The organism is Kibdelosporangium aridum (assembly GCF_900176515.1).
Lineage (GTDB): Bacteria > Actinomycetota > Actinomycetes > Mycobacteriales > Pseudonocardiaceae > Kibdelosporangium > Kibdelosporangium aridum.
The window spans coordinates 393,748-417,443 of sequence record NZ_FWXV01000008.1; the positions used below are offsets into that span (position 1 = coordinate 393,748).

Genomic DNA, 23,696 nt, shown 5'->3' on the forward strand with positions numbered 1-23,696 from the left:
ATCAATAGGTGAGGATGCGATGGACATCGAGGTGGTCGAGGAAAGATTTGTTCGGCCGAATGTGCTTGAGTTGACGGTCCGTTCGTCGGCAGTGGATACGACAGTCACCGTCTTCGTGATTACTCCGCATGACTGGGTGCCGGGCACGAAGCGTAACTGGCCGGTGCTCTATCTGCTGCACGGCGGTGACGACGGTCCGACCTGCTGGCTGGAGCGCACCGACATCGTGAGCCGGGCACTGGCGCATCCTGGTGGACTGCTGGTGGTGCTTCCCGAGGGCGGCAGGGCAGGTTTCTACACGGACTGGCAACGGCCGAAATCCCCGGCATGGCACCGGTTTCACACCGTCGAGCTGCGGCTGCTGCTCGAAGAACGGTACGGCGCAGGGCAATCCCGTGCCATAGCAGGGGTTTCCATGGGTGGCTACGGGGCCGTCATGTACGCCGCGCGCAACCCCGGCATGTTCCTTGCCGTGGCTTCCTACAGCGGCCTGCTGCACACGACCCGGCGCGGAGCTCCCATGCTGCTGCGGTATTTCCTGCGCAGCGTGGGGGAGCGGATGAACGCGATGTGGGGTCCGCGGTGGCTTCGGCGCGTGGTCTGGGCGGAGAACAATCCCTACCTGTTGGCTGAGAAGTTGATCGGGACGCCGCTGTACATCGCGGCCGGTGACGGCACGCGGGTCCCCGGCGATCCGCCAGTGCAGGGAGACCGCTTGCTGGAGCGGCTGGTCGCGCCGGCAAGTCGGGCATTCGCCAGACGGATGGCCGACCTTGGTCACCCTGTGTGTACGAGTTTTGGGCACGGCACGCACGATTGGCCGAGCTGGCAACGCGAGATGGACCGGTCGTGGGATTTCCTCACCGCGCCACTCACCGAGGGTTAGAAATGCTCCTGAATGTTCAGTACAACTGTCATGGCTGTGCAGGGTTGTGACAAAGGAGAGATATCAGAGAATGTAGTGATATGGGTCACGTATCAGTGTTGTTGAGATGGCGTAGCGGGCGTCGTTAATCTGCCGTTCGTTCTGTGGTCGTCCGGGTTCCCTGTGTGATTGTCGCCTGGTTGGGGTCACTATGTCTGTTCGGCGTAATGCGTTCTCGAATTGGTTCGAGCCGGTGAGCGAGGTGCTGGCCCGGCGTACCGGTGACAACGGGCCGGCTTACACCTTCGTCGACTATCTCGACGACGCGAATGGGGTCAAGCGGACCATCACGTGGTCCGAACTGGATAGTCGGGCGAGAGCGATCGCTGCCCGGCTCGCTGAGGTCAGCGCGCCCGGCGAGCGGGTCGCGCTGCTCTGCCCGCAGAACTTGGACTACGTCGCCGGGTTCTTCGGCGCGCTGTACGCGGGCATGATCGCGGTCCCGCTGCACGCTCCGGAAGCCGGCTCGCACCCGGACCGTCTGGTCGGTGCGCTTGCCGACTGCGATCCGGAGGTGTGGCTGACCTCGGGCCCGGCTGTGCAGGGCGTACGGGATCTGCTCGACCAGTACCCGATACCACGGCCGAAAGAGCTGCTGGCTGTGGATTGCCTGGCGGAACGCGACTTCGAGCCGGTTCAGGCATACCCGGACCAGCCCGCGTACCTGCAGTACACGTCCGGGTCGACCAGAAAACCGGCCGGGGCGGTGATCACCCATGGCGCCCTCACCGCGAACGTGGGCCAGGCGCAGGTCGCCTTCGGCGCGGACGTGAACACGACGTGCGTGGGCTGGTTGCCGCTGTTCCACGACATGGGTCTGGTCAATCTGCTCGCCCTGCCCGCCGCGCTGGGCTGCCACTCGGTGTTCACCACGCCGTTCGCATTCGTCCGCAAACCGGTGCGCTGGCTGAAGATGCTCGCCGAGTACCCGGACGCTATCAGTGCCGCGCCGAACTTCGCCTTCGACTACGCGGCCGCCGCTCTGTCCGGAACGGACGCAAGTGGGCTGGACCTGAGCCGGGTCAAGGTGATCATCAACGGCAGCGAGCCGATCAGGGCGGCGACGATCGAGAACTTCCTCGCCGTGACCAAGCCGCTGGGATTCCGGGCAACCGCGCACCGGCCGTCCTACGGGCTCGCCGAGGCCACCGTGTTCGTCAGTACGACTTCGCCCGGCGCGGCGCCAAAGGCCACCACCTTCGACCGGACCAGGCTTGGTCCCGGCGAGCGAGCCGTCATGGTCGACGACGATGCCGACCGGGCGGTGAAGCTGGTGTCCGTGGGCTGGGCAGTCGGCCAAGACCTGCGAATCGTGGTCGACGGACGTGTGGTCCCCGACGGCATTGTCGGTGAGATCTGGATCCACGGGCCCAACGTGGCCGACGGCTACTGGCGGCAGCCGGAACGCACCGCCGAGGCGTTCGACGGACGGTTGCACAACGGCACGCCCGAAGCGGGTTGGCTGCGCACCGGAGATCTCGGCGTGATCCACTCTGACGAGCTGTACGTCGCCGGCCGGCTCAAGGACCTGATCATCGTCGACGGCACGAACCACTACCCGCAGGACATTGAAGCCACGGTGCAGCAAGCACATCCGGCGATCCGGCGGGACCGGCTCGCGGTGTTCAGCATCGAGCGCGACGGCAGGGAAGGCCCAGTGGTGGTGGCCGAGTACTCCGCGCGCGTCACGATGCACGACGAGCTGGCCGACGAGATCGGACGGCTGGTCCGCGCGGCCGTGGCGAGGCGGCATGCCCTGCGGCTACTGGACTTCGTCATGGTGCCACCGGGCAAAGTCGCACGGACGTCCAGCGGGAAGATCGCGCGTTCGGCCACTCGCCGTCGCTATCTGGACGGAGAACTACGTTGACCGCCGCGCAGCTGCGAGACTGGCTCGTCGCGTCCATCGCGCGGGTATGCGGGATCGCCACCTCCGATGTAGACACCGACCGGCCGCTGCTTGAATACGGCCTGACATCGCGGGAAGCCGTCAGCCTCGCCGGTGAGCTCGCGGACATGCTGGACCGCGAGCTGCCCTCGACCCTGGTCTGGCAGCACTCCAGCATCTCCTCGCTGGTAGCGGCATTGACCGACGCGCCGGCCGTGAGCACAGTGGATTCGCCGGTCATGACCGGTGAGCCGATCGCAGTGGTCGGCATCGGCTGCCGGTTGCCCGGCCACGTCAACAGCCCGGCAGACCTCTGGGAGCTGCTGTCGGACGGCGGCAACGCCATCACGCGCGTACCGGACGGGCGGTGGGACCAGTTCGGCCACGACTCGCTCGAACAGGCCGAGCAACTGGCCCGGACCACCCGCTGGGGCGGTTTCCTCAGCGACATCACCGGCTTCGACGCCGACTTCTTCGGTATCACCCCGCGCGAGGCGGCCGTGACCGATCCGCAGCAGCGGTTGCTGCTCGAAGTCACGCAGGAAGCGTTGGAGCATGCCGGGATGGCGCCGGACCGGCTGCGCGCCAGCAGGACCGGCGTGTTCATCGGGATCAGCGGCAACGAGTACAGCCGGCTGACCTTCGGCGACGTCAGCCGGGTAGACCCGTGGACCGCGACCGGGTCGGCGTTGAGCGTCGCGGCCAACAGGCTGTCGTACGTCTTCGACTGGCGTGGGCCCAGCATCGCGGTGGACACCGCGTGTTCGTCCTCACTGGTGGCGGTACACCTGGCGATGCAAAGCCTGCGCAGTGGCGAGAGCGAGATCGCGGTGGCCGGTGGTGCCAACCTGCTCCTGGGGCCGGGCGTGACGGCGACCTTCGACCAGATGGGGGTGACCGCGCCCGATGGGCTGTGCAAGGCGTTCGACGCCTCCGCGAACGGTATCGGTCGCGCCGAGGGCGCGGCTGTGGTCGTGCTGAAGCCGTTGAGCGTGGCGATGCGGGACCGCGATCGCGTGCTGGCGGTGTTGCGCGGATCGGCTGTGAACTCTGACGGCCGCTCAAACGGGCTGACGGCGCCCAATCCCGCCGCGCAGGAAGCATTGCTGCGTGCCGCGTACGCGTCGGCGGAGGTCGATCCGGCGAAGGTCGACTACGTGGAGGCGCATGGCACCGGCACGTTGTTGGGCGACCCGATCGAGGCAGGTGCGCTCGGGACCGTCCTGGGGATGGCACCTGGACGGGAACGGCCGCTGCTGATCGGATCGGTCAAGACAAATATGGGGCACCTCGAAGCGGCTGCCGGGATCACCGGGTTGATCAAGGTCGTGCTGGCCCTCGTCCACCACCGGATTCCGGCAAGCCTGCATTTCCACGAACCGAACCCGTACATTCCGTTCCGGCAGTTGCGACTGGCCGTGGTGGCAGGGCAACGGTCCTGGCCAAGCGACGGGCGGCCCGCCCTCGCTGGGGTCTCGGGGTTCGGGTTCGGTGGCACCAACGCCCACGTGGTCGTCGAGCAGGCGCCTCGGGAGCACCGGACGAATGGGCGCAAGAACGTCCGGCGACAGTTCGTGATCGCCGCGAACACCGAGAAACGCGTGCGGCGTGCCGCTGATCGGCTCGCGGATTGGCTGACCAGCAAGGGAAACCATGCCGAGTTTGCGGACGTGGAGCACACGTTGGCGCGCCGGGCAAGCGGGCGTACCCGGGCTGTGGTCACCGCGCGCGACCATCAACAACTGGTGTCGGGATTGCGCGCGCTGGTTTCAGGAAGGACACAGCCCGGTGTCGCGATAGGAAGCCGGAAGAACGCGAGCGGCGGTGTCGTCTGGGTCTTTTCCGGCCAAGGCGCGCAGTGGGCGGGCATGGGACAACGGTTGCTGGCCGAGGAACCGGCGTTCGCCGATGCCGTGGCCGAAATAGACCGGGCAGGCATTCCGTTGTCCGGCGTCCTCGCGGAAGGGCATGTGCCGGAGGCGTTCGAGCAATTGCAGCCCGTGCTGTTCGGACTGCAGGTCGCGCTTGCACGGCTGTGGCAGCACCACGGCGCACAACCCGCCGCTGTGATCGGGCACTCGCTCGGCGAAGTCGCCGCCGCGGTCATCGCGGGGGCGGTTTCACTGGCAGACGGTGTTCGGATCGTCAAGACACGCGCCCGGTTACTGGCGACAACGGCGGGAACAGGGGCGATGGCCGTACTCGAAATGTCCGAGCAGGACGTGTCCGAACTGCTGATCGCCTATCCCGCAGTGGACCTGGCCGTGTTCAACGCACCTCGGCAGACCGGCGTCGCGGGTCCGGTCGGCGACGTCCTCGACGTGGTCACCGAGGCGGGCAGGCGCGGGGTGCCGACCGGGCTGATCAAGTCGACAGTGGCCGGGCATTCCCGGTTGGTGGAACCGATCACGGCCGCACTGCGGACCGAGCTGTCCACAGTGGAGGCAATGGATCCGGTGGTTCCGATCTATCCCACTGCTCTCGACGGCGGACGGTTCGACGCGGAGTACTGGGCCGCGAACGTCCGTCGGCCTGTGCGGTTCGCGCAAGCGATCGAGGCGGCACGCCAAGACGGGTATCGGACGTTCTTGGAGATCTCAGCCCATCCGTTGCTACGCCACGCGATCGGCGAGACAGTACCCGATGCCACAGTGCTCGGCACGTTACGCCGTGACGAACCGGGTAGCTTCCATGCGAGCCTGGGTGCTTTGATCGCCAACTGTGATCGCCCACCGAGGACTGCGGGTCGTCTCATCGACGTTCCGACAACAGCTTGGGAGCACAGCGAGCACTGGGTTGCGCCGATTGACTCGGCGCCAGCCGGGGAACATCCGTTGCTCGGCACGCACGCCGAGATTCCCGAGCAAGGTTTCCACATCTGGCGGGCAGATCTGGGCACTCGGCGGCATCCGTGGCTGGCCGACCACCGGATCGACGGAAGTGCCGCACTGGCGGCGTCCTGTTATGTCGAGATGGCCTTCGCCGCAGCGGCGACCACATTGGACCGGCCCGCTGAGAAGCTGGGACTGCGGGCGATCACGCTGCATGAGCCGTTGCTGCTCACCGAGAACACCTGGGTCACGACGACGTGTACCCGCGATGAAGTCCTCTTCCACACCAAAGGGCCGGACGGCAGGTGGATCCTGCACTGTGGCGCGTCGATCACGGACGCGGACACCAGCGAATGGTCACAGACCCCGGACTGCGATGAACCGATCACTGGGTTCTACGACCGGCTGCGGTCAGCAGGAATCGACTACGGGCCCGCGTTCACCGGCGTGACCCAAGCGTACCGAGGCGAAGACAGTGCCACGGTGACGATCTCCCTGCCGGAGACAGCGCCTCGGATCGGCTACCTGATACATCCTTCGATTCTGGACGCGTGCCTTCAGGGCATTGCCGCCGCTGTGCCGTTGGCCGAACCCGACGTTCGATACGTGCCGATGGAACTCGGTCACGTCCGGCTGCTCGGCGACCCTGGATCCGGGGTACGGGCGTACATCTCGGTGACGAACGGCGATGGTGGACTGGCGTGTGACGTCCGGCTGGTTGACGACGACGGCCAAGTCCTGCTGGAGATCACGGACGTGTTCCTGCGCAAGGTCGCGCGTTCACCGTTCCCCGGACGGTTGCGACAGAGCCTGCTTGCCCGCGGCTGGGTGCCTAGCGATCCACCTGATGCGGGCGACCAGGGACTGGTGCTGCTGGTGACCGAGCCGGATCATCCGTTCGCCGACTCCGCCGTAGCCGCGATCGACTCCGCCGGAGTGCCGTGCCGGATTGTGTCCACAGTGAACAAGGACATGCTTCTGAGTGAGCGTCCGACAGCAGTCGTACTGCTGGTCCCACCGGACGCGTCCCATGGACTGGAAACCGGCAAATGGGCCGTGCTCGACTGTGTGGACTTGGTGCGTGTCATTGCTGATCTGCCAGGCAAGCCGCCGAGGCTGTGGCTTGTCACCACCAATGCCGCGGCCGTCGCACGGGGCGAACGTGGACAGCCCGGTCCGGCTTCCCTTCGCGGTCTCGTGCGTGTCTTGTCCTACGAACATCCAGGTATCCACGCGAGCTGGCTCGACGTCACGGACGGGTCGGAGTTGGCCCGTGAGCTCACCGCAGACGCGCCCGACGACGAAGTTGCCTGGCGGGAAGGCCGTCGTTACGTGGCTCGCCTGACGAGCGCGTCGGACCTCCCATCCGTGGTTCCTGTAGTACGTCCGGACGGTGGCTACGTGATCACCGGTGGCCTTGGCGGGATCGGCCTGCTGCTGGCGGAATGGCTGGCCGCCAAGGGCGCTACTCGTATTGTCCTCAATGGACGTAAGCCGCCGGGACGTGCCGCCATGGCGACAGTCGACGAACTGCGCTCGGCGGGTGTCTCGGTCGAGATCGTGCTGGGCGACGTGGCGGAGCTGGGTGTGGCCGAACGCCTGCTTGAGGCGGCGGGAACGCCACGCGGCGTCGCGCACGCCGCAGCCGTGTTCGACGACAGCACAGTGTCGCTTTTGGACGAGGAAACGCTGTGCCGGACTTGGCGGCCCAAGGCGGAGGGCGCATGGCGGTTGCACGCGGCAAGCCTGGGACATGACCTGGACTGGTGGCTCGGATTCTCGTCCGCCACCGCACTGCACGGGTTGCCTGGCCAACCAGCCTACGCCTCCGCCAACGCCTATCTGGACGCCCTCGTGGCCATGCGACGTGCCGATGGTCTGCCTGCCGTGACGGTGAACTGGGGCACGTGGGCGGAAGTCGGAGCGGCCGCGGACATCGAGGTCCCCTGGATCCATCCGATCCCTCCGGCCGAAGGACTCGAGGTCGTCGAGGCCGCGATCTCCGCGCGTGGTGCCGAGATCGCGGCCGTGCGGCTGAACACCTCCCGGCTCGCGACTGAGTTCCCCCAACTGGTGAGCATCCCGTTCTTCTCGGAGGTCCTCGCTGGACATGCGGTCGCCGAAACCGGTGCCTGGCCGGGGATCGAAGCCGTCCGGGCCCGTGGCCAGGACCAGGCCCGTCAGCTCGTGGCTGCTCAGGTCAGATCCCGCGTCGCGTCGGTGATGGGCTTGGCCGCCGACGCGCTCGCTGACGATCTACCGCTGACGAGCCTCGGCGTGGACTCGTTGCTGGCCATGCGGATCCGTAACGCCCTGCAGCACGACCTGGAGATCAGCCTGCCGGTGTCGGTGCTGCTCACCGGCGCCACCCTGACCGGACTGTGCGCCCGCGTGTTCACCGAGACCGGCATCGAACAAGTGCCGGAGACATCGTCGCCGTCGGTTCTCGTGCCACCCCGGGACGCGGCCGAACGCTTGGTCGCATCGGTCTGGCAGGACGTACTCGGCACCCAGGTCGGGGTGACCCACGAGTTTCCGGGTGACGACGCCCAGGCCGAGCAGGTCGCGGTACTGCTGAGCAAACGGGCAGCACACGAGTTCAGCACCACTGAACTGTTCGCGAGACCTACCGTCGAACTGATGGCGAACCTGGTGCGTGCGGCCGATCGGGCACATGGACCGGTCCGGGTGTTACGCGCGGGCGACGATCCGTTGTTCTTCTTCCACCCTGGAGGCGGGGACACAGCGGTGTTCCGCCAACTCGTCGACCTGCTCGACGTCCCAGCGTACGGATTCGACCGGATCGACGACACCAACACTGTCGAGCAACGTGTCGACCGTTTCCTGCCCGAACTGCGGGCGATCCAGCCGGCTGGCCCGTACCGGCTCGCTGGTTGGTCCTTCGGTGGGTTTCAGGCTTTCGAGATGGCGCAACGGCTTACGCGTGCGGGCGAGATCGTCGACCCGCTCGTGCTGATCGACCCGATCCTGCCGCTGCCGCAAGAACCCGGACTGACCGAACAACAGCGGCTGGAACGACGGTTCCACCGGTTCGGCGAGTTCCTGGAGACCAGTTACGGCAGGCGAGTCGAGTTGCCGTACGCCGATCTGGCCACCATGAGCGAAGAGGACCAAGCGGACCTGTTGATCGCCACGATCACCGCGGCCGGTCTGGTCAACGAACAGGTCAGTGCCGCGATCCTGGCCCATCAGCGGTCGTCCTTCCTGGACGCACGACTGCTGGAACGCTACCAGCCCGAACAGTACGACGGTCCAGTCGTGTTCTACAGCGCGGAGTCCAGTGTTCCAGGTGGCCTGCGAGATCCCCGGTTCGACCGCACGGACCCGGCCCGCGGCTGGGATTCCGTCTGCGGGAACCTCGAAATCATCACTGTGCCGGGACATCACCTGTCCCTGCTTGATCCACCCACTGTGAATGTGATCGCCGAACACCTGGCCGGTGTGCTACGCCGGTAGATCCAGGAGGTCGTCAACCATGCGCAGAGCAGCGCGACTAGTCCTTGCCGTATCCCTGCTGTCGGTCGCTGTCGTCGGCACAGCCGAAGCCTTGGCCGCCCCCACGGTGACTGCTGTACCTGCGAATGCGGGGAAAGGATGGCCGGTCAGTGGCGCGAAAGGCGTCATCGACCTTGCCGCCCGGGGTTATGTCGAAGAGGAATACCTGATGTCCGGGCGTGCCAACACCTATGAACAGGTGGGCTCGTGGACCAGCGACGGTAAATGGAACATGCGGGTCGCCACGAGCGACAACCCGTACACGACAAGGATCGTGGTTGTCCGGCCAACCGATCCGGCCAGGTTCAGTGGCACGGTCGTGGCCGAGTGGCTGAACGTCAGCTTCGGAGTGGACATCCCGGTCGACTTCTCCCAGTCCTACCAGCACTTCCTGCGGTCCGGGCACATCTATGTCGGCGTGACCGCACAGAAAGGTGGTGCCGACAAGCTCAAGAGCCTCGATCCGGGCCGGTACGGCGCGGTGAACATCAGCGCGGACACGTTGTCGTACGACATCTTCAGTCAGGCCGCGGAAGCGGTTCGCGCCTATCCACGGTTGCTTGGCGGCCGGGCTGCCGATGTCGTTCTCGGCACGGGACACTCGCAGTCGGCGTTGCGGCTGACCACATATGCCAACGCTGTGCAGCCTGTGCACGAGGCATATGACGGTCTGATGCTCCACGGCCGTGCCGCACTCGCAGCACCGATCGGCGATGGCCTCATCGGCGCGCTCTCAGCCAAGATCCGTACAGACCTCCGTGACCCGGTGTTCATTCTGCAGGCCGAAACCGACGTGGTGTTCTCGTCATCCGTCCGCCAGGACACCGCGCTCGTCCGGACTTGGGAGGTCGCCGGGACGGCCCACGCCGACCAGTACGGGCTGGATCTCTACAACGCGGCAAACGCCCGTGACAAGGCAATCAACGACGGCGCCGCGACATACTGCGACAAGCCGGTCAACAGCATGACCTTCCGATACGCGGAGAACGCCGCGTTCCACCACCTCGACCGATGGGCGAGGGGCGGTGCCGCGCCGCCAACGGCATCACCGATCACCATGCTGCTGGGCCTGATCATCGTGCGTGACGCCGACCAGAACGCCCTGGGCGGTCTCCGGTTGCCGGATCTCGACACGCCAATCGCGGCTCACGCGCCGAACAACAGCGGCGGCAACGTTCCTGGTGCCTGTGGACTGCTGGGCACCACGACTCCGTTCACCCCGGACCGGCTCCGCCAGCTGTATCCGGATCACGCCACGTATGTCGCGAAGTTCGTCGAAGCCGCGAACCGCGCCCTGAACGCCGGATATCTCCTGCGGCCGGACTACGACGAGGCCGTGGCTCGCGCCCGCGCAGCCAACGTGCCACCTTCGTGATGTTTCAGCGCACAGATCGAACGGGTTGAATCAGTGCAGCACCGACCAGGCCACACGCCCCAGCGAGCAGGTACAACGGCGTGTATCCACCCAGGCTCGTGATCACGACTCCCGCGAGTGCCGGGGCGATGGCCTGCGGAGCGGTGTTGGCGATGTTGACCAGACCAAGGTCGCGGGCCCGATCCGCGTCGGATGGCAGGACTTGCGTGATCAGCGCGTTGTCCACGGCAAGGTATACGCCGTACCCGACGCCCATCAGGCCCGCGGCCCACACGGCACTCGGCCAGGTTTTGCCCAGTCCCAGTACCAAGCTCGCAGCGGCGACGACGATCGAGGACACGATGACGAACGGCTTGCGCCTGCCGGATCGGTCGGACCAACGCCCGGCGATGACGCTCGTGGGCACCACACCGGCCGTGTAGATCAACAGCAGCAGGAACACCGATTGCGCCGGATCTGGCCGATGCACCACATCACGCAGGTAGTACAGCAGGTAGAGAGTACCGACGGCGTTGGCTGCCTGGATCGCGAACCGGCATCCGAACGCCCATGCCAGGTCCCGGCTCCCACGCAGCCGGAATCGTGTCCGGTGCTGTCGCGGCTGATGTGGACGGTCGGCCGGGTCGAGCACGAACGGCAGCACGAACGCCAACTGGGCCACGGCCAGGGTGAAGTAGGCGGTGAACTGGTCGGTCACGACCACGGAGACGACAAAGGTACCGATGATCAAAGCCAATGGAATCGGCAGGCCGACGAACGCGGACACCACACCGCGTTGATCCACCGGGACTTGGTCGGGCACGGCCGCGCTCAGCGCCGCGTACATCGCGTTGGTGGCGGCTTGCACCGTAATCCAGAACACCGCGACACCGAGGATCGTGTGCTGGGCACCGAGTACGACGAGCGCGGCGCTGCCCGCGATACCGCTGCCCAGCACCCATGGCCGGCGGCGCCCGAACCGGGATGTCGTCCGATCGGAGAGCGCCCCGGCGATCGGGCACACCACAATGGACACCACGGCGGCCGCTGCGGTGATCCAGCCGAGCGCGAGCACCTTGCCGTCCGGGTCGATCGCTTCGATCTGCAACGGCAGAAGCACCTGGATCGGTGTCAGCACGGCGATCGACATGCCGAACGTGGCCAGCGACAGCGCTCCGATCCAGCGCTTGCCAACCGTCATAACCGTCGTTCACGCACTTGGGCCCGGCGTACCTTCCCGGCGTCGTCACGCAACGGGAACTCCACGCGTTCGAAGGTTCGCGGCAGTTTGTACGTGGCCAACCTGTCCTTCAGATGGCCGAGTAGTGCGGCCTCGTCCAACGGGCCGTCGGTCTGCACCACGGCGTGGATGACGTTGCCGTACTCCTCGTCCGGCAGGCCGATCACACAGCTGGACAGGACAGACGGATGCTCGTCAAGTGCGTTCTCGATTTCGGCTGGGAAGATGTTCGCCCCGCCGACCAGGATCATGTCCGGCTTGCGATCGGCGAGATACACGTACCCCTCGGCATCCATCCTTCCGATGTCTCCTGTGGACTCCCAGCCGTCGTTCACAATGGTCGCTTTGGCACCGAGGTACCGGTATGTCTCTGGGGAACCGGGAGTGCGGCGCATCCAGATCTCACCTGTTTCGCCAGGCGGGACATCGCGATGTTCGGCGTCGAGCACACGGATCTCACCGCGCGCCACCCGGCCGACGCTGCCCGGATGGTCAAGCCACTCCGCACCGGATATCAGACATGCCGCCTGTGCTTCGGTGGCCGCGTACAACTCGAAAACACGGTGCGGGCCAAGCCAATCCAGCCATGCGCGCTTGAGCCACGGTGCGCAGGGAGCGGCTCCGTGCAGGACGATCTGCAAGCTGGACACGTCCGCTTCCGCCCGGACCTCCTCAGGCAGCCGCCATACCCGGTGCATCATGGTCGGTACGAGAAACGTCCACTGCACTCGATACGCCTCGATCAGCCGAAGCAGTTCGGCCGGGTCGAACTTGGGCATCACCACGACATGGCTGCCGGTGAACAGGGCTGCCGAGGCCATCATGAACGGCCCGTTGTGCGACAACGGTCCGGCGACCAGATGAACGCCGTCCGGAGGCATGGCGAACGCTCCGGCGTACTCGTCCATGACCTCCGCGCATGCTGGTTGCGTCGACATGATCACCTTCGGCCTGCCGGTGCTGCCGCCAGACGCGGGAGCCTTCCAGGAGGCAGCGATCACCGGCGGCAGCGGATCATCCGGGTACTCGTGACCCGCCGGAACCGTTTGGCGTCCAGGGACGTCCAGTCCGATCACGAGCGCCGGCTCGGCGACGTCGAGCACTGCGGTGAGCTCGGCCAAGGGGAGTCGGTGGGATACCGGCTGCGGGGTGGCACCGAGTTTCCACGTGGCCACCGCCGCGCAGACGAACTCGACTCCGTTGGGCAGGCCGATCGTGACCAGATCGCCCGCGACCACCCCACAATCGGCGTAAGCACGGGCGAGCGCGTTCGTCCGGCGGTCGAGTTCCCGGCGGGTCAGCGTTTCCGGCCCGCACGTCACGGCGGGCCGATCGGGGTCTGCCTCGGCGAGCCGGGCCAGGCGGTCAGCGAGTGCGGTCGGCTGCATCTCGGCATCGTCATGCCGGCAAGGCGCTGCGGCAATATGGCCGGACGAACGCTGGTGTCGCGACCATCTCGACGATGCTCAGGTTGGAGGTTTGCACAATGACGGTACGCGCTGTCCTCGACAACCTAGCCGGACAACCAGCCCGGCTCGACGCGCTTGTCGACCGGCTGGTCGCCAGAATCCGAGCCGCGGTACCGGAATACGCGACGATCCCGGATCACGTGCTGCGGAGAGGTAACCGGCAGATCGTCGCCGTCGCAGTCGGGCACCTCAGAGACGGCTGCCTGCCGGACGCAGCTGAACTACACGAGATCACCGAGATCGGCGTGGACCGTGCGCGCCAGGGAATCAGCGTGGCGGCCGTGCTGGCCGCGTACCGGGTGTCCGGCGAGGAGTTCTGGAAAGTCCTGTCGGCCGAGGCGCATGGACGTGGTGCTTCCGATGCGGCACTGCTCAGCACGGTCGAGTTCATCTGGCAATGGCTTGACGTCGTGACGGTGGCTGCGGCGGCCGCTCATCGCGAGGCCGAGCCCGGCAGCTACGGCGTTGCTCTTCGAGCCCTGCTGACCCGTCCCGGCGCCGATACCTATTTGTGGCAGCTCGGCCTCGATCCGGCGGGGAGGTATGCCGCGGTGCGCGGTCGACTGGCCCCAGGCATCACGGTGTCCACCTTGCGTGAGCGTGGCCTGGTCATGGCTGTGGACAACCGCGAAGTGCTCGGCCTCGTGAGTGGTCCAGATGTTATCGAGCCGAGGTTCGGCACATTCGGGATCGGCCCACTGGTCGCGGCGGCAGATCTCCACACGTCATACCTGACAGCCGGACGGGTCCTCGCGGCAGCCGTGCGGCTCGGTCTGACCGGCTCGCATCGGCTCGACACCCTGCGGCTCACCTACGTCGCCGCCACCGACCAGCAGATGACTCACGTCCTGTCGAGCAGGATTCTCGCCCCACTCAGCGCAAAAGGACCGTATGGTGCGGACATCTGGCGATCGGTGGTGTCCTATATGGACAGCAGAATGTGCGTGGCCGAAGCCGCCGCCGCGCTGCACGTGCACCCGAACACGTTGCGTCACCGGCTGGCGCAGTTCACCGCGCTGACCGGCGTAAGCCTGCGTGACCCCGCTGACCTCGCCGAGATCTGGTGGCTGACGGTGGCCGGCCGGCAGTGAACCGGGTTCAGGACTTGCTGACTGGTTGCCCGGATAGGAGATCAACGGCCACATCGTGGTGGGTGACGCGGGCGTCCCAACGAGTGAGGGCCGCACGAGCGGCGTCCTCGACGACGGCATCCTCGTAGTTCTCACCGGCGAATGCGACTACATCAGTGATGCTGGCGAAGAACGTGATGGACGTGAACATCACCTCATCGCCGTCCTGGTGGCGCAGCAGCCGTGCGCCGCGGAAGCCGGCAACTTGCTGGAGGTGCTCGGCGACCTCGGAGTGGTAGTGCTGCTGGTAGTCGTCTGCGTTGTCGGTCGAAGCCCATCCATGCCATATGCGCGCGATCATGTGACGCTACCCCTGAAGCTTTTCGTTGGCCTGTCAACGGATTATCGAGGTGATCCCTTCACCGTACCCTGATCACGGTACTCCGGGAGCCGATCGGAGTCCCAGTGGGCGGGACTCCCGTTGGGGCAGCGGCGCTGGCTGTTGGGACGCTGGCGGCAGCGCCCGGACACGGCAGCAGACAGCCGGGCGCATCGAGGATCGTCACGGGAGAAACAGATGAGCCAGACACGTGTTGTCCTGCCTGAACCCGACGCCGACGAGGCCGGGCCCTATGCCCATCTTGGGTTCGCCACGGCGAAGCCGGGGGAAGAAGACCGGGTCGAGGAGCTGATTCTCGGGCTGGTTCAGCCGTTGCGTGCCGAGGAGGACGCGATCGAGTTCCACGTGCATCGTGACCGGGCCGACCGCAGGGTGTTCGTGATCTACGAGATGTTCCGCAGCAAGGAAGCACTCGAGAAGCACATCGCGCAGCCCTACACGCAGGAGTTCATCCGGGCGATCCAGCCGCACGTGGAAGGGCCGCTGCGCCAACAGTTCCTGCGGATGTGCAGCGAGCTGCCGGCAGCGCACGCCGAAAGGACGTGACGTCATGGGGCTTCTGATCATCGCCTTGGTGACCGTCATCCTCCTGTTCGCCCGTCGTTTCTGGGCGTGGGCCCGGCGAAAGCCGTTGCCGCAGGTCGCTGTGCGGCCGGGTACGAAGGGAAAAGTACGCCGGTTCGTCGACGGCCTTGGCAAGATCAAGGCTCCGGCGCGGATCACGCCGATGCTGACCGCGGTGGAAGTGGACGAATGGCGCTGTGCTGCAGAGGCCGTCGAACGGCAAGCAATTGAGGCAGGGCCGGAGCCGGACTGCGAGGTCCTTGTCGTCGGGGCGGGACCGAGCGGGCTGATGACCGCGGTCCTGCTGGCCCGGCAGGGAGTGAAGGTCCGTCTCATCGAGAAGAACACCGGTCCTGCCACGGAATCACGCGCTTTCGCGGTTCAGGCCCGCACCGTCGAGCTCTTCCGGAACATCGGGCTCGCCGAGGAGCTGATGGGCCGGGGCGTTGTCACCACGGGGATCAAGTTCCACATCAAGGGAAAGCCCGTTGGCGGTCTGGACTTCGACCGGGCGCGAGCCGCAACCACGCCGTACCAGTTCATTCTGATGGCGCCGCAGGCTGAGATCGAGGACCTGCTGCTGCGGGATCTCGCGCGCCAAGGCGTGACCGTCGAGCGCGGTACGCGGCTGGTGTCACTGTCCCAGACAGACAAGCAAGTCATGGCCACGATCAGACAGAACGATCGCGAGCGAGTCATCAGTGCTCGTTATGTGGTCGGTGCCGACGGTTCGCACAGCACTGTGCGCGAGCAGCTCGGCTTGGCGTTCGAAGGCGACCGCTACACCCAGCGCTATCTGCTCGCCGACTGCCAGGTGGACTGGCCGTTCGACCACTCGCACTTCCGGATATTCATGAACGGTAGGCGGATCGGGCTTTTCCTGCCGCTCAAGGGATCTGACGTCTCCCGCGTGATGGTCACCGACCTCACCACAGGCACCGGTCCTGTCGATCTCGGGGAACTGCAGGAGGAGCTGCGCGAGGCCATGCGCGTGCCGGTCGTGTTGACCAATCCTGTGTGGACCAGCCGGTACCAGGTGCACATCCGAAAAGTGGAGGACTACCGCTCTGGACGTGTTTTCCTCGTCGGTGACACCGCGCACATCCACTCGCCGGCCGGTGGGCAGGGCATGAACACGGGCCTGCATGACGCCGCCAACCTCGCCTGGAAGCTCGCGGCCGTACTGCGAACTGGCGCTGCCGCGGCCTTGCTCGACAGCTACGACCAGGAGCGGCGTCCGGTCGGCGTCGAAGTCCTGCGGTTCTCCGACCGGCTGTACAAGCTCGCCGCCGGCCTGCACGGATGGCGGGCGTGGGTACGGGACACCGCCGGCCCGTTCGTGATCGGCCGGATGTCCGCCGCGCCACTCCCGCACCGCAAGGCCTTCCACCGGCTTTCCCAGATCAGCATCGCGTACGAACCGAGCACGTACAACGTCAACGAACTGTTGTACTCCCTCAAGGGCCCGCTCGCCGGCCACCGCGCTCCTGATGCTCGGATCAACGCCGGAGGGCAGATGTTCGACCTGTTGCGGGGCTATCGGTTGCACGTCGTGGCACTGTCCCGCAAGCACCTGACCGACGCCGAGATCACGGAGCTCACGGCTCAGCTGAACAGCATCAAGGCCTTCGGCGGCAACGTGGCGACCCACCTCGTCGGCAGAGTGCAGTGCAGGCGTGACGACCGCGTCGAGCACGTCGACTCACCCCAGGTGTTCGAGCACTACGGCCTGACCGATCCGGAATCACAGGCGCTGTACGTCATCCGGCCGGACGGCCACGTCGCGTGGCGAATGGACACACTGGACTTCGAGTCGTGCCGACGCTTTCTCGTCAGGCTGCATGGCGGAATCGCCGCCTGCGAGGAGTACCGCCTAGCGGCGGTCGCATAGACGGGCGAACGGAAACGCCCCAGCCACCACTAGGACTCAAGCGTCCGGTGACTGGGGCGTTCCGCATCCCGGCCTATTTGAGTGCGGGCGTGAGGTCCATGTGGACCCGGTAGTCGGTTACCCGGTCCCCGGTCATCTGGATGACCGTCACACACGGCAGCGCGAGGGCGGTGCCGTCAGGTGCCTCGGTCTGGATGGTGAACCGGCAGAACAACTGGTCGTCCATCTCGACGATCTGCTCGATGACGTGGCGCACCCACGGCAACGTTCCCGCGGCACCGGCCGTGGCTGCGACGATGGCGTCGCGGCCGATGAGTGTCTCACTGTTGCCGAACCTGTAGGTCGCGTCGTCGGCGAACCACGAGCCGAACGACTCGGCGTCGCCGGCGTCGACTGCGGCGCACATGGCGTACACCATGTCGTGACGAGTACTCATTTCTGCAGGGACAATCCGTAGCGGGTCATGATCGGCGCGACGAGCGACATGTCGCGTGGGCCCGGCGGCAGTTCGCTGAGCTCCCGGTAGTAGTTCTCCAGACCTGGCGGTGACACCACCGCGACGATCCGGGTCTCCTCGTCGAACGGGTTGTAGAACACGTGCGGCACGCCACGTGGCATCAGCAGCGAGTCACCTTGGCCGAGCACGTGGGCTGTGCCGTCGAGTTCGACGGTGACCTTGCCCTGGACGCAGATGAACAGCTCGTCCTCGCGGCTGTGGACATGGGTCGGCGGCCCGCCGAGGCCCGGCGGCACGACGTACTCGAACAGCGAGTACGCGCCCTTGGTGTCGGCTCCGGTCAGGCGGGTGAAAATGCCCAGCCCGATCGCACCGACGTTGGTGCCCTCGCCGGAGCGCACCACGTGGTGTTCCTGCTTGGTCGGGACGTCCATGTTCTCTCCTTTGTGCGATCAGGTCGCCACGCTGGTGGGCGCCGCCGTCTCCGGTTGCGCCGGTGTGGCCGCGAGCCGGGCGAGCAGTGCGGGTGTGAGCTTGCGATATGCCTTGGGCGACACCGGGTTCAGCCAGTGCCCGGCACGGGTGAACCGGCCGATCTGCATGCCGAGGTCACCGAGCACCTCGTCGGCGTTGTGCATCGAGAACGGGATGATCTTGGTTCCCCGGCAGTGGTGGGTGCCGGTCGCGTCGTCCATGAACGCCAGCTGCCCGACGACGTCGGCACGGCGGGTCGCCGCGTCGGGCAGCGTGAGCGCACCGGCGAGGTCGGCCGCGATCCACAGCGCCGCCATCTCGGCGTTGAGGGGACTGAAGAACGACGAGTTGTAGCCGTTGAAGTACAGGCCCGGCACGTCGATCGGCTGGATCTGCCGGTAGAGCATGAAGTTGCCGCGTTCGTCGAACAATCGTCGTCGAACCGCCTCGTCCAGGAACGGCACGTCCTGGGTGAATCCGGTGGCGCAGACGATCAGGTCCGCAGGCAACACGGTGCCGTCGGCGAGTTCGGCGCTCGGTTGGCCGTCGACGACCAGCAGCCGCCTGATGGTCATGTCCCGGCGGACACGAATCGAGCCGTCGGCCACGCCCTCGAAGAACCCCTCGGTGGCCAGGCCGATCGCCCCTTTGACGATGTCCTCCATCCTGCCGGGCGGCACCAGGTCGTGCTGCTTGAGCTTGAACTGCCGCACCGACACCGAGCCGACGGAGTTGAGCATCGACCGGCGCATCCGGTTGCCGGGACCGTGCAGGAACTTCTCGAAACCCCGTAGGTGCCGGTAGCGGAACAGCGCCTCGCCCATGCGAGTCAGCAGCAGCATCTTGAAATTGAGCACCCCGGCAACCTTGCGTGGCACCTTCCACAGCATCTGACGGGCGATGACGTCGGTGCTTGCCGCGACCTGGCTGATCGGCACGGTCACGTCGCAGGCCGACTTCCCGTAGCCGACGACCAGCACGTGCTTGCCGCGCGCCTCCTCGACGTCGTGGAAGTCGCTGCCGGCCACCAGCTCCCCACCTTCGGCTTTGAATTCCGCTCGGCCGGGGTATCGGGGTAGCGCAGGCTCGCAGAAGACACCGTTGGCGACGACGACCCGGTCGTAGGTCGCCTCGATAGTCTCAGCCGCGGACCGTGCGATCACCCTCCACTTGTCACCGTCGGGGACCACGGACTCCACTGTGGTCTCCAGCCACAGGCAGGCGTCGAGCCCGAACGCCGCACTGTACGACTCCAGATACTCCTGCACCTGTGCTCCGGTCGGCCACTCAGGGAAGTGCTTGGGCATCGGGAAGTCCGAGAACGAGTACTGCGCTTTGGGGCTCTGAGTGGTCAGACCCGGGTAACGGCGGGTCCGGCTCCAGACGCCGCCGACGTCCGGCGTGCGATCGAACACCTGGACGTCATGGCCCGCCTGGACCAGGACTTTGGCCGTGGTCAGGCCGGCGACCCCTGCTCCGACGATCGCGACACGCATGGCTGGTCCTCCTGGTCCGGTGGCCTCACCGGGAAAGTCGGGCGTGGTGGACCACAGCGTGGAGCAGGGGCGGCGGGGAACCAACCAGGAGTCCCGGCGAGTGGGACTACAGTTCTGGTCGCGGCCGCGGGGCCGCCCAGCGCCTGGTCGAGTAGGCCCGGCTGGCAGCTGCCGCGGCCATCCGCACCGCCGGTCCTATCCGATCCGGGCGCACGGCCGCGCTGGGGCCAGTGACCGACAGTGCCGCGACCACTTCCCCTGTCGCACAGAAGATCGGCGCCGCGACGCAGCTGATCCCGACGTTGCCCTCCTCACGGTCGTACGCCCACCCCCGGTCCGGAATGGCGGCGAGTTCCCGGCGCAACGCCGTCGGGCTGGTGATGGTGCGCGGAGTGCGGCGGTTGAGACCCGCGGCCACCACGGTCTCGAACGCCTCCTCGTCCGACCAGGCCAGGATCGCTCGGCCCAGCCCGGAGCAGTGCGCCGGGATCATGCCGCCCACCTGGTCGAGCATCGGCATCGGCCGGTGCCCGGTGATCTTCTCCACGACGAGCACCTGGGCGCCGTCGAGCACCCCGAGCTGCACGGTGGTGCGGGCGGCGGCATAAAGGTCCTGCAGGAACGGTAAAACGGCCTCGCGCAGTTCATGCCGCACCGGGACAAGGCCGGACAGCTCGAAGAGCCGGTTGCCGATCCGGTAGCGGCCGTCCGGCTTGTCGAGCCAGCCGAGCTGGATCATGCGCGAAGCGGTGCGGTGCACGGTCGAGCGCGGCAGACCCGAGCGCCGGACCAGTTCGGCCAGGCCGAGCTCACGATGCGTGGCGTCGAAGGCATTCAGCAACGCGGCCACGCGATCGAGAGCGCCGTCTGCGGCGGATCCGGAGTCCCGGCCAGTGGGACTCATGCTTGGTCAACCTCGGTCATCGCCTCGACTGTAGGACGCATCATGAACATCAGCCAGCCCTTGGTGGACTCCACCGACATCCCCACCGCCCTCGTCGGCGGCGGGGCCGGAGGTATCGGCGCGGCCATCGCCGCCGCACTGCTCGACAGCGGGCACCGCGTCGTGCTCGTCGGCCGGACGGCGGAAACCCTCGTCGAGGCCGCGGCGGCCCTCAAGGGTCCGGTCGACCACATGGTGTGCGACCTCGCCGATCCAGCCGCGTCGGCCAATGCCGTCGCCGAGGTGCGCAGCCGGCACGGTTCGCTCGACGTCGTCGTGGCCAACGCGGGCGGCCCGGCTCCCGGTCGCGTGTTCGAAGTCCCCGACGAGCAGTGGCACCGCGACCTTGACCTGCTGTTGCTGGGTCCACTCGCGCTGATGCGCGCCGCGTTGCCCACGATGGCCGAGCGCGGCTTCGGCCGGGTGATCGTGCTCAGCTCGACCGCCGTCCGGCAGCCGCAGCCGGAACTCGCCGCGTCGACCGTGCTGCGCTCGGCGATGACGGCGGCCGCCAAGCTCGCCGCCCGCGAACACGCCGCCCGTGGTGTCACCGTCAACTGCGTCGCTCCGGGCGCGACCCTCACTCCACGACGCCTGGAGGTGCTGCGCAGCCGCGCGGACGCCGCCGGGATCGACCTCGCCACCGCGATCGCCAGGGACCATGCCTTCATCCCGGCCGGGCGAGCGGCCGATCCCAGGGAGGTGGCTGCCGCGGTCGCGTTCCTGGCCTCAGCGGAAGCCAGTTACATCAACGGCACCGTCCTGACCATCGACGGTGGGCGCACGGAATACCACGGGTGAAAGGACGTTCATGGCCACTTCAGGACCCTGCTTCGCGATGGCCGACTTCCTCGCAGGCATCACACACGCGGTACGGCCCGGCGGACAGCGTCCGCTTGTCGTGCACGACAAGGATCTTGAGCCGATACCGGCGGGTTCGGTGCCGAACCCGACCGGACTGCGTATCGCGGGCACCCTGCCCACAACGACGTTCGAGCTGTTCCGGCAAGTGATCCCGCCGGGGGAGAGCTCGGACATGCAGCGGCACTACCACGAGACTGTCCATTTCGTGATCTCCGGCGATGGCCACAGCGAGATCGAGGGTGCTGACGCCGTCAGCTGGACAACTGGGTCCTTCGTGTACACGCCGCCGTGGGCTTGGCACCGCCACTACAACGACTCGGCCGAGCATCCGGTGGAGTTCCTGACCATCGAGAACTCCAGACTGCTCGGCCTGTTCGGACTGGCCCGCAGGCAGAGCGCCGGGCTCGCCACCCTCGCCGAGGCCCGTGCCCGATTCGACGACCAGGAGCAGAAATGACCACTGTGGACAGTTATGGTCCGCCGATCCCCGAGCACATCAGCATCTGGGGCGAACTGGCCGACACCGACCACGTCCTGCGGCACGTCGACGTCCCACTGGCGGGGCACACCGTCCGCACCAGGGTCCTGCAGGCGGGCTCCGGGCCTGAACTCGTGCTCCTGCACGGCACCGGCGGGCACCTCGAGGCCTACGCCCGTGACATCGCGGGCCTGTCCCAGGATTTCCACGTCACGGCTTACGACATGGTCGGCCACGGGTGGTCGGACTTGCCGGACCAGCCGTACACGATCGATGTCCTGTCGGACCACTTGGTGTCCCTCCTGGACGTGCTTGGCATTGACCGGGCGCACCTGTCCGGCGAATCGCTCGGCGGTTGGGTGGTCGCCTGGGTCGCGGCGCACCACCCCGGCCGCGTCGACCGGCTCGTGCTCAACACCCCGGGCAACATCGCGAACAAGCCCGAGGTCATGGTGCGGATGCGGGACAGCACAATGGCCGCGGTCCTCGACCCGAGCGACGCAACGGTCCGCCGCCGGGTGGAGTTTCTCTTCCACCACAAGGAGATGGTCACCGACGAACTGGTGAACCTGCGCCGCAAGGTCTACTCCCGGTCCGGGTTCGTGCAGGCGATCACCAACACCCTCGTGCTGCAGGACCCGCAGATCCGCAAGGACTTCGCGTGGGCACCGTCGTGGGTCTCGCGGGTGATCGCGCCGACGCTCCTGCTGTGGACGAGCCACGATCCCACCGGCGGGCTCGACGAGGCCGAGATGCTGCTCGACTGGTTGCCTGACGCCCGCCTGCACGTCATCGACAACGCGGGCCACTGGCCGCAGTGGGAGCAGGTGGGGGAGTTCCTCGACACGCACCGCAGCTGGCTCCTTGAGGGAAAGGACCCGTCCTGATGGCGGAGATCGCCGGCTTCGTCGGCATGTCCCACAGTCCATTCGCGACCTTGCTGCCGCCCCTTGGCGACTCCGGCCCCGGCGGGCTGTTCCTCCGGGACGCCGCCCGAGTCCAGCGGGCCGTCGAGGAGCTGGCTCCGGACGCGATCATGGTGATCGGCCCGGACCACTTCCACGCCAACTTCTACGACGTGATGCCCCCGTTCGTGGTCGGTGTGGAGAACGCCGTCGGCTTCGGCGACTACGGCAGCACCAAGGGCCCTCTTCCGGTGGCGAGTTCACTGGCGTGGACGACGTATTCCGGATTGGTCGACGCGGACTTCGACGTGTCCCTGTCGTACGCATTGACTGTGGACCATGGCATCGTCCAGAGCTACGAGATGATCACTGGCGGCACCGCGCTGCCGATGGTGCCCCTCGTCGTCAACACCGCGGCACCTCCATTGCCGTCCCTGGGGCGCTGCGTTGCACTGGGACGCGCCCTCGGCGCGGCACTGCGGAGTTCGGAATTCCCAGGCCGGATCCTGATAGCGGCCAGCGGCGGACTCTCGCACTGGCTACCGTCCAACGACCCCCGCGACCCGGCGGTCGTCGGCGAACGACGAGAGTCACTCATCCACGGCCGCGCCGACGCCCAGGCCTTCGCCGCCGCCCGAGAACCCAGAGTCCGCGCCATGGGAGGCAACCCGCTCGCCCGAGTGAACGCCGAATGGGACACCTGGTTCCTCAACCAGTTGATCGCCGACGACGCCCCAGCCGTCGCCGCACTCGGCCACGAGGGACTCGAGAAGCATGCCGGCAGCGGTGGCCACGAGGTGCGGTGCTGGCTCATCGGTCAGGTCGCCGCAGGACTTCCGCTGGTATGGACGAGTTACGAACCCGTGCCCGAATGGATCACCGGCATGGGAATCGGCACCACCTTCCCGGTCGGCTGAGTCGTGGGGGTGAT

Annotated in this window: 18 protein-coding genes; 11 read left to right on the plus strand and 7 right to left on the minus strand. The window is 66.8% G+C overall.

Going from position 1 to position 23,696, the window contains the following annotated elements; genetic code table 11:
* Window positions 1–19: 19 nt before the first annotated feature.
* From B9C43_RS37615 to B9C43_RS37630, 4 genes are all read left to right on the plus strand, one after another.
* Window positions 20–886 (plus strand): alpha/beta hydrolase, encoded by an 867-nt coding sequence (locus B9C43_RS37615; protein WP_160096961.1) that lies wholly within the window; start codon window positions 20–22, stop codon window positions 884–886.
* Between the two features lie 190 nt (window positions 887–1,076).
* The gene (locus B9C43_RS37620; RefSeq protein ID WP_084431654.1) at window positions 1,077–2,795 is read left to right on the plus strand and encodes a fatty acyl-AMP ligase; all 1,719 of its coding nucleotides are present in this window, start codon (window positions 1,077–1,079) and stop codon (window positions 2,793–2,795) included.
* Window positions 2,792–9,121, plus strand: coding sequence for a type I polyketide synthase (locus tag B9C43_RS37625; protein WP_084431656.1), 6,330 nt, complete (start codon window positions 2,792–2,794; stop codon window positions 9,119–9,121). The genes B9C43_RS37620 and B9C43_RS37625 overlap by 4 nt, the downstream gene beginning before the upstream one ends.
* Window positions 9,122–9,140: 19 nt before the next feature.
* Window positions 9,141–10,535 carry an alpha/beta hydrolase domain-containing protein gene (locus B9C43_RS37630; protein WP_084431658.1) on the plus strand — a complete coding sequence of 465 codons (1,395 nt, stop codon included), beginning with the start codon at window positions 9,141–9,143 and terminating at the stop codon, window positions 10,533–10,535.
* Window positions 10,536–10,539: 4 nt separating this feature from the next.
* Here B9C43_RS37630 and B9C43_RS37635 read toward each other — a convergent pair whose 3' ends face one another.
* Entirely contained in the window at window positions 10,540–11,715 is a 1,176-nt protein-coding gene (locus tag B9C43_RS37635; RefSeq protein WP_084431660.1) for an MFS transporter, read from the minus strand.
* Window positions 11,712–13,142 carry an AMP-binding protein gene (locus B9C43_RS37640; protein ID WP_084431662.1) on the minus strand — a complete coding sequence of 477 codons (1,431 nt, stop codon included), beginning with the start codon at window positions 13,140–13,142 and terminating at the stop codon, window positions 11,712–11,714. The genes B9C43_RS37635 and B9C43_RS37640 overlap by 4 nt, the downstream gene beginning before the upstream one ends.
* A 98-nt stretch (window positions 13,143–13,240) precedes the next feature.
* On the opposite strand from B9C43_RS37640, the gene B9C43_RS37645 reads away from it, so the two are divergent.
* Window positions 13,241–14,314 (plus strand): PucR family transcriptional regulator, encoded by a 1,074-nt coding sequence (locus B9C43_RS37645; protein WP_160096963.1) that lies wholly within the window; start codon window positions 13,241–13,243, stop codon window positions 14,312–14,314.
* A gap of 7 nt (window positions 14,315–14,321) precedes the next feature.
* Here the strand turns inward: B9C43_RS37645 and B9C43_RS37650 are convergent, their stop codons facing one another.
* Window positions 14,322–14,654, minus strand: coding sequence for an antibiotic biosynthesis monooxygenase family protein (locus tag B9C43_RS37650; protein WP_084431665.1), 333 nt, complete (start codon window positions 14,652–14,654; stop codon window positions 14,322–14,324).
* Between the two features lie 216 nt (window positions 14,655–14,870).
* Between B9C43_RS37650 and B9C43_RS37655 the strand changes: the two genes are divergently transcribed.
* The gene (locus tag B9C43_RS37655) at window positions 14,871–15,239 is read left to right on the plus strand and encodes a putative quinol monooxygenase (RefSeq protein ID WP_051897011.1); all 369 of its coding nucleotides are present in this window, start codon (window positions 14,871–14,873) and stop codon (window positions 15,237–15,239) included.
* 4 nt (window positions 15,240–15,243) lie between these two features.
* Window positions 15,244–17,148 carry an FAD-dependent monooxygenase gene (locus tag B9C43_RS37660; RefSeq protein WP_084431667.1) on the plus strand — a complete coding sequence of 635 codons (1,905 nt, stop codon included), beginning with the start codon at window positions 15,244–15,246 and terminating at the stop codon, window positions 17,146–17,148.
* A 73-nt stretch (window positions 17,149–17,221) separates the two neighbouring features.
* On the opposite strand, the gene B9C43_RS37665 is transcribed toward B9C43_RS37660, so the two are convergent.
* The 4 genes from B9C43_RS37665 to B9C43_RS37680 form a co-directional block, all read right to left on the minus strand.
* Window positions 17,222–17,584, minus strand: a complete 363-nt coding sequence (locus B9C43_RS37665; RefSeq protein WP_084431669.1) for a nuclear transport factor 2 family protein — start codon at window positions 17,582–17,584, stop codon at window positions 17,222–17,224.
* A complete protein-coding gene (locus B9C43_RS37670; protein WP_033389807.1) occupies window positions 17,581–18,039 on the minus strand; it encodes a cupin domain-containing protein in 459 nt (152 codons plus the stop codon). The genes B9C43_RS37665 and B9C43_RS37670 overlap by 4 nt, the downstream gene beginning before the upstream one ends.
* Window positions 18,040–18,057: 18 nt before the next feature.
* Window positions 18,058–19,575: a flavin-containing monooxygenase gene (locus B9C43_RS37675; protein ID WP_084431677.1), complete on the minus strand. Its 1,518-nt coding sequence runs from the start codon at window positions 19,573–19,575 to the stop codon at window positions 18,058–18,060.
* Between the two features lie 106 nt (window positions 19,576–19,681).
* Window positions 19,682–20,479, minus strand: a complete 798-nt coding sequence (locus B9C43_RS37680; RefSeq protein WP_084431679.1) for an IclR family transcriptional regulator — start codon at window positions 20,477–20,479, stop codon at window positions 19,682–19,684.
* A 42-nt stretch (window positions 20,480–20,521) separates the two neighbouring features.
* On the opposite strand from B9C43_RS37680, the gene B9C43_RS37685 reads away from it, so the two are divergent.
* Genes B9C43_RS37685 through B9C43_RS37700 form a run of 4 tightly spaced genes read left to right on the plus strand, consistent with a single transcriptional unit; the run spans window position 20,522 to window position 23,682 of the window.
* Window positions 20,522–21,319: an SDR family oxidoreductase gene (locus B9C43_RS37685; protein WP_084431681.1), complete on the plus strand. Its 798-nt coding sequence runs from the start codon at window positions 20,522–20,524 to the stop codon at window positions 21,317–21,319.
* 10 nt (window positions 21,320–21,329) lie between these two features.
* Entirely contained in the window at window positions 21,330–21,839 is a 510-nt protein-coding gene (locus B9C43_RS37690) for a cupin domain-containing protein (RefSeq protein ID WP_084431683.1), read from the plus strand.
* Window positions 21,836–22,747, plus strand: a complete 912-nt coding sequence (locus B9C43_RS37695) for an alpha/beta fold hydrolase (protein ID WP_084431686.1) — start codon at window positions 21,836–21,838, stop codon at window positions 22,745–22,747. The genes B9C43_RS37690 and B9C43_RS37695 overlap by 4 nt, the downstream gene beginning before the upstream one ends.
* Entirely contained in the window at window positions 22,747–23,682 is a 936-nt protein-coding gene (locus B9C43_RS37700) for a DODA-type extradiol aromatic ring-opening family dioxygenase (RefSeq protein ID WP_084431688.1), read from the plus strand. Before B9C43_RS37695 ends, B9C43_RS37700 begins: the two co-directional genes overlap by 1 nt.
* Window positions 23,683–23,696 lie beyond the last annotated feature (14 nt).

What these genes read in the sequence shown, in the direction of transcription:
- B9C43_RS37615 (WP_160096961.1), top strand. Translation starts at nt 20, where the DNA reads ATGGACATCGAGGTGGTCGAGGAAAGATTTGTTCGGCCGAATGTGCTT.
- B9C43_RS37620 (WP_084431654.1), top strand. Translation starts at nt 1,077, where the DNA reads ATGTCTGTTCGGCGTAATGCGTTCTCGAATTGGTTCGAGCCGGTGAGC.
- B9C43_RS37630 (WP_084431658.1), top strand. Translation starts at nt 9,141, where the DNA reads ATGCGCAGAGCAGCGCGACTAGTCCTTGCCGTATCCCTGCTGTCGGTC.
- B9C43_RS37635 (WP_084431660.1), bottom strand. Translation starts at nt 11,715, where the DNA reads ATGACGGTTGGCAAGCGCTGGATCGGAGCGCTGTCGCTGGCCACGTTC.
- B9C43_RS37640 (WP_084431662.1), bottom strand. Translation starts at nt 13,142, where the DNA reads ATGCAGCCGACCGCACTCGCTGACCGCCTGGCCCGGCTCGCCGAGGCA.
- B9C43_RS37645 (WP_160096963.1), top strand. Translation starts at nt 13,241, where the DNA reads ATGACGGTACGCGCTGTCCTCGACAACCTAGCCGGACAACCAGCCCGG.
- B9C43_RS37650 (WP_084431665.1), bottom strand. Translation starts at nt 14,654, where the DNA reads ATGATCGCGCGCATATGGCATGGATGGGCTTCGACCGACAACGCAGAC.
- B9C43_RS37655 (WP_051897011.1), top strand. Translation starts at nt 14,871, where the DNA reads ATGAGCCAGACACGTGTTGTCCTGCCTGAACCCGACGCCGACGAGGCC.
- B9C43_RS37660 (WP_084431667.1), top strand. Translation starts at nt 15,244, where the DNA reads ATGGGGCTTCTGATCATCGCCTTGGTGACCGTCATCCTCCTGTTCGCC.
- B9C43_RS37665 (WP_084431669.1), bottom strand. Translation starts at nt 17,584, where the DNA reads ATGAGTACTCGTCACGACATGGTGTACGCCATGTGCGCCGCAGTCGAC.
- B9C43_RS37670 (WP_033389807.1), bottom strand. Translation starts at nt 18,039, where the DNA reads ATGGACGTCCCGACCAAGCAGGAACACCACGTGGTGCGCTCCGGCGAG.
- B9C43_RS37675 (WP_084431677.1), bottom strand. Translation starts at nt 19,575, where the DNA reads ATGCGTGTCGCGATCGTCGGAGCAGGGGTCGCCGGCCTGACCACGGCC.
- B9C43_RS37680 (WP_084431679.1), bottom strand. Translation starts at nt 20,479, where the DNA reads ATGAGTCCCACTGGCCGGGACTCCGGATCCGCCGCAGACGGCGCTCTC.
- B9C43_RS37685 (WP_084431681.1), top strand. Translation starts at nt 20,522, where the DNA reads ATGAACATCAGCCAGCCCTTGGTGGACTCCACCGACATCCCCACCGCC.
- B9C43_RS37690 (WP_084431683.1), top strand. Translation starts at nt 21,330, where the DNA reads ATGGCCACTTCAGGACCCTGCTTCGCGATGGCCGACTTCCTCGCAGGC.
- B9C43_RS37695 (WP_084431686.1), top strand. Translation starts at nt 21,836, where the DNA reads ATGACCACTGTGGACAGTTATGGTCCGCCGATCCCCGAGCACATCAGC.
- B9C43_RS37700 (WP_084431688.1), top strand. Translation starts at nt 22,747, where the DNA reads ATGGCGGAGATCGCCGGCTTCGTCGGCATGTCCCACAGTCCATTCGCG.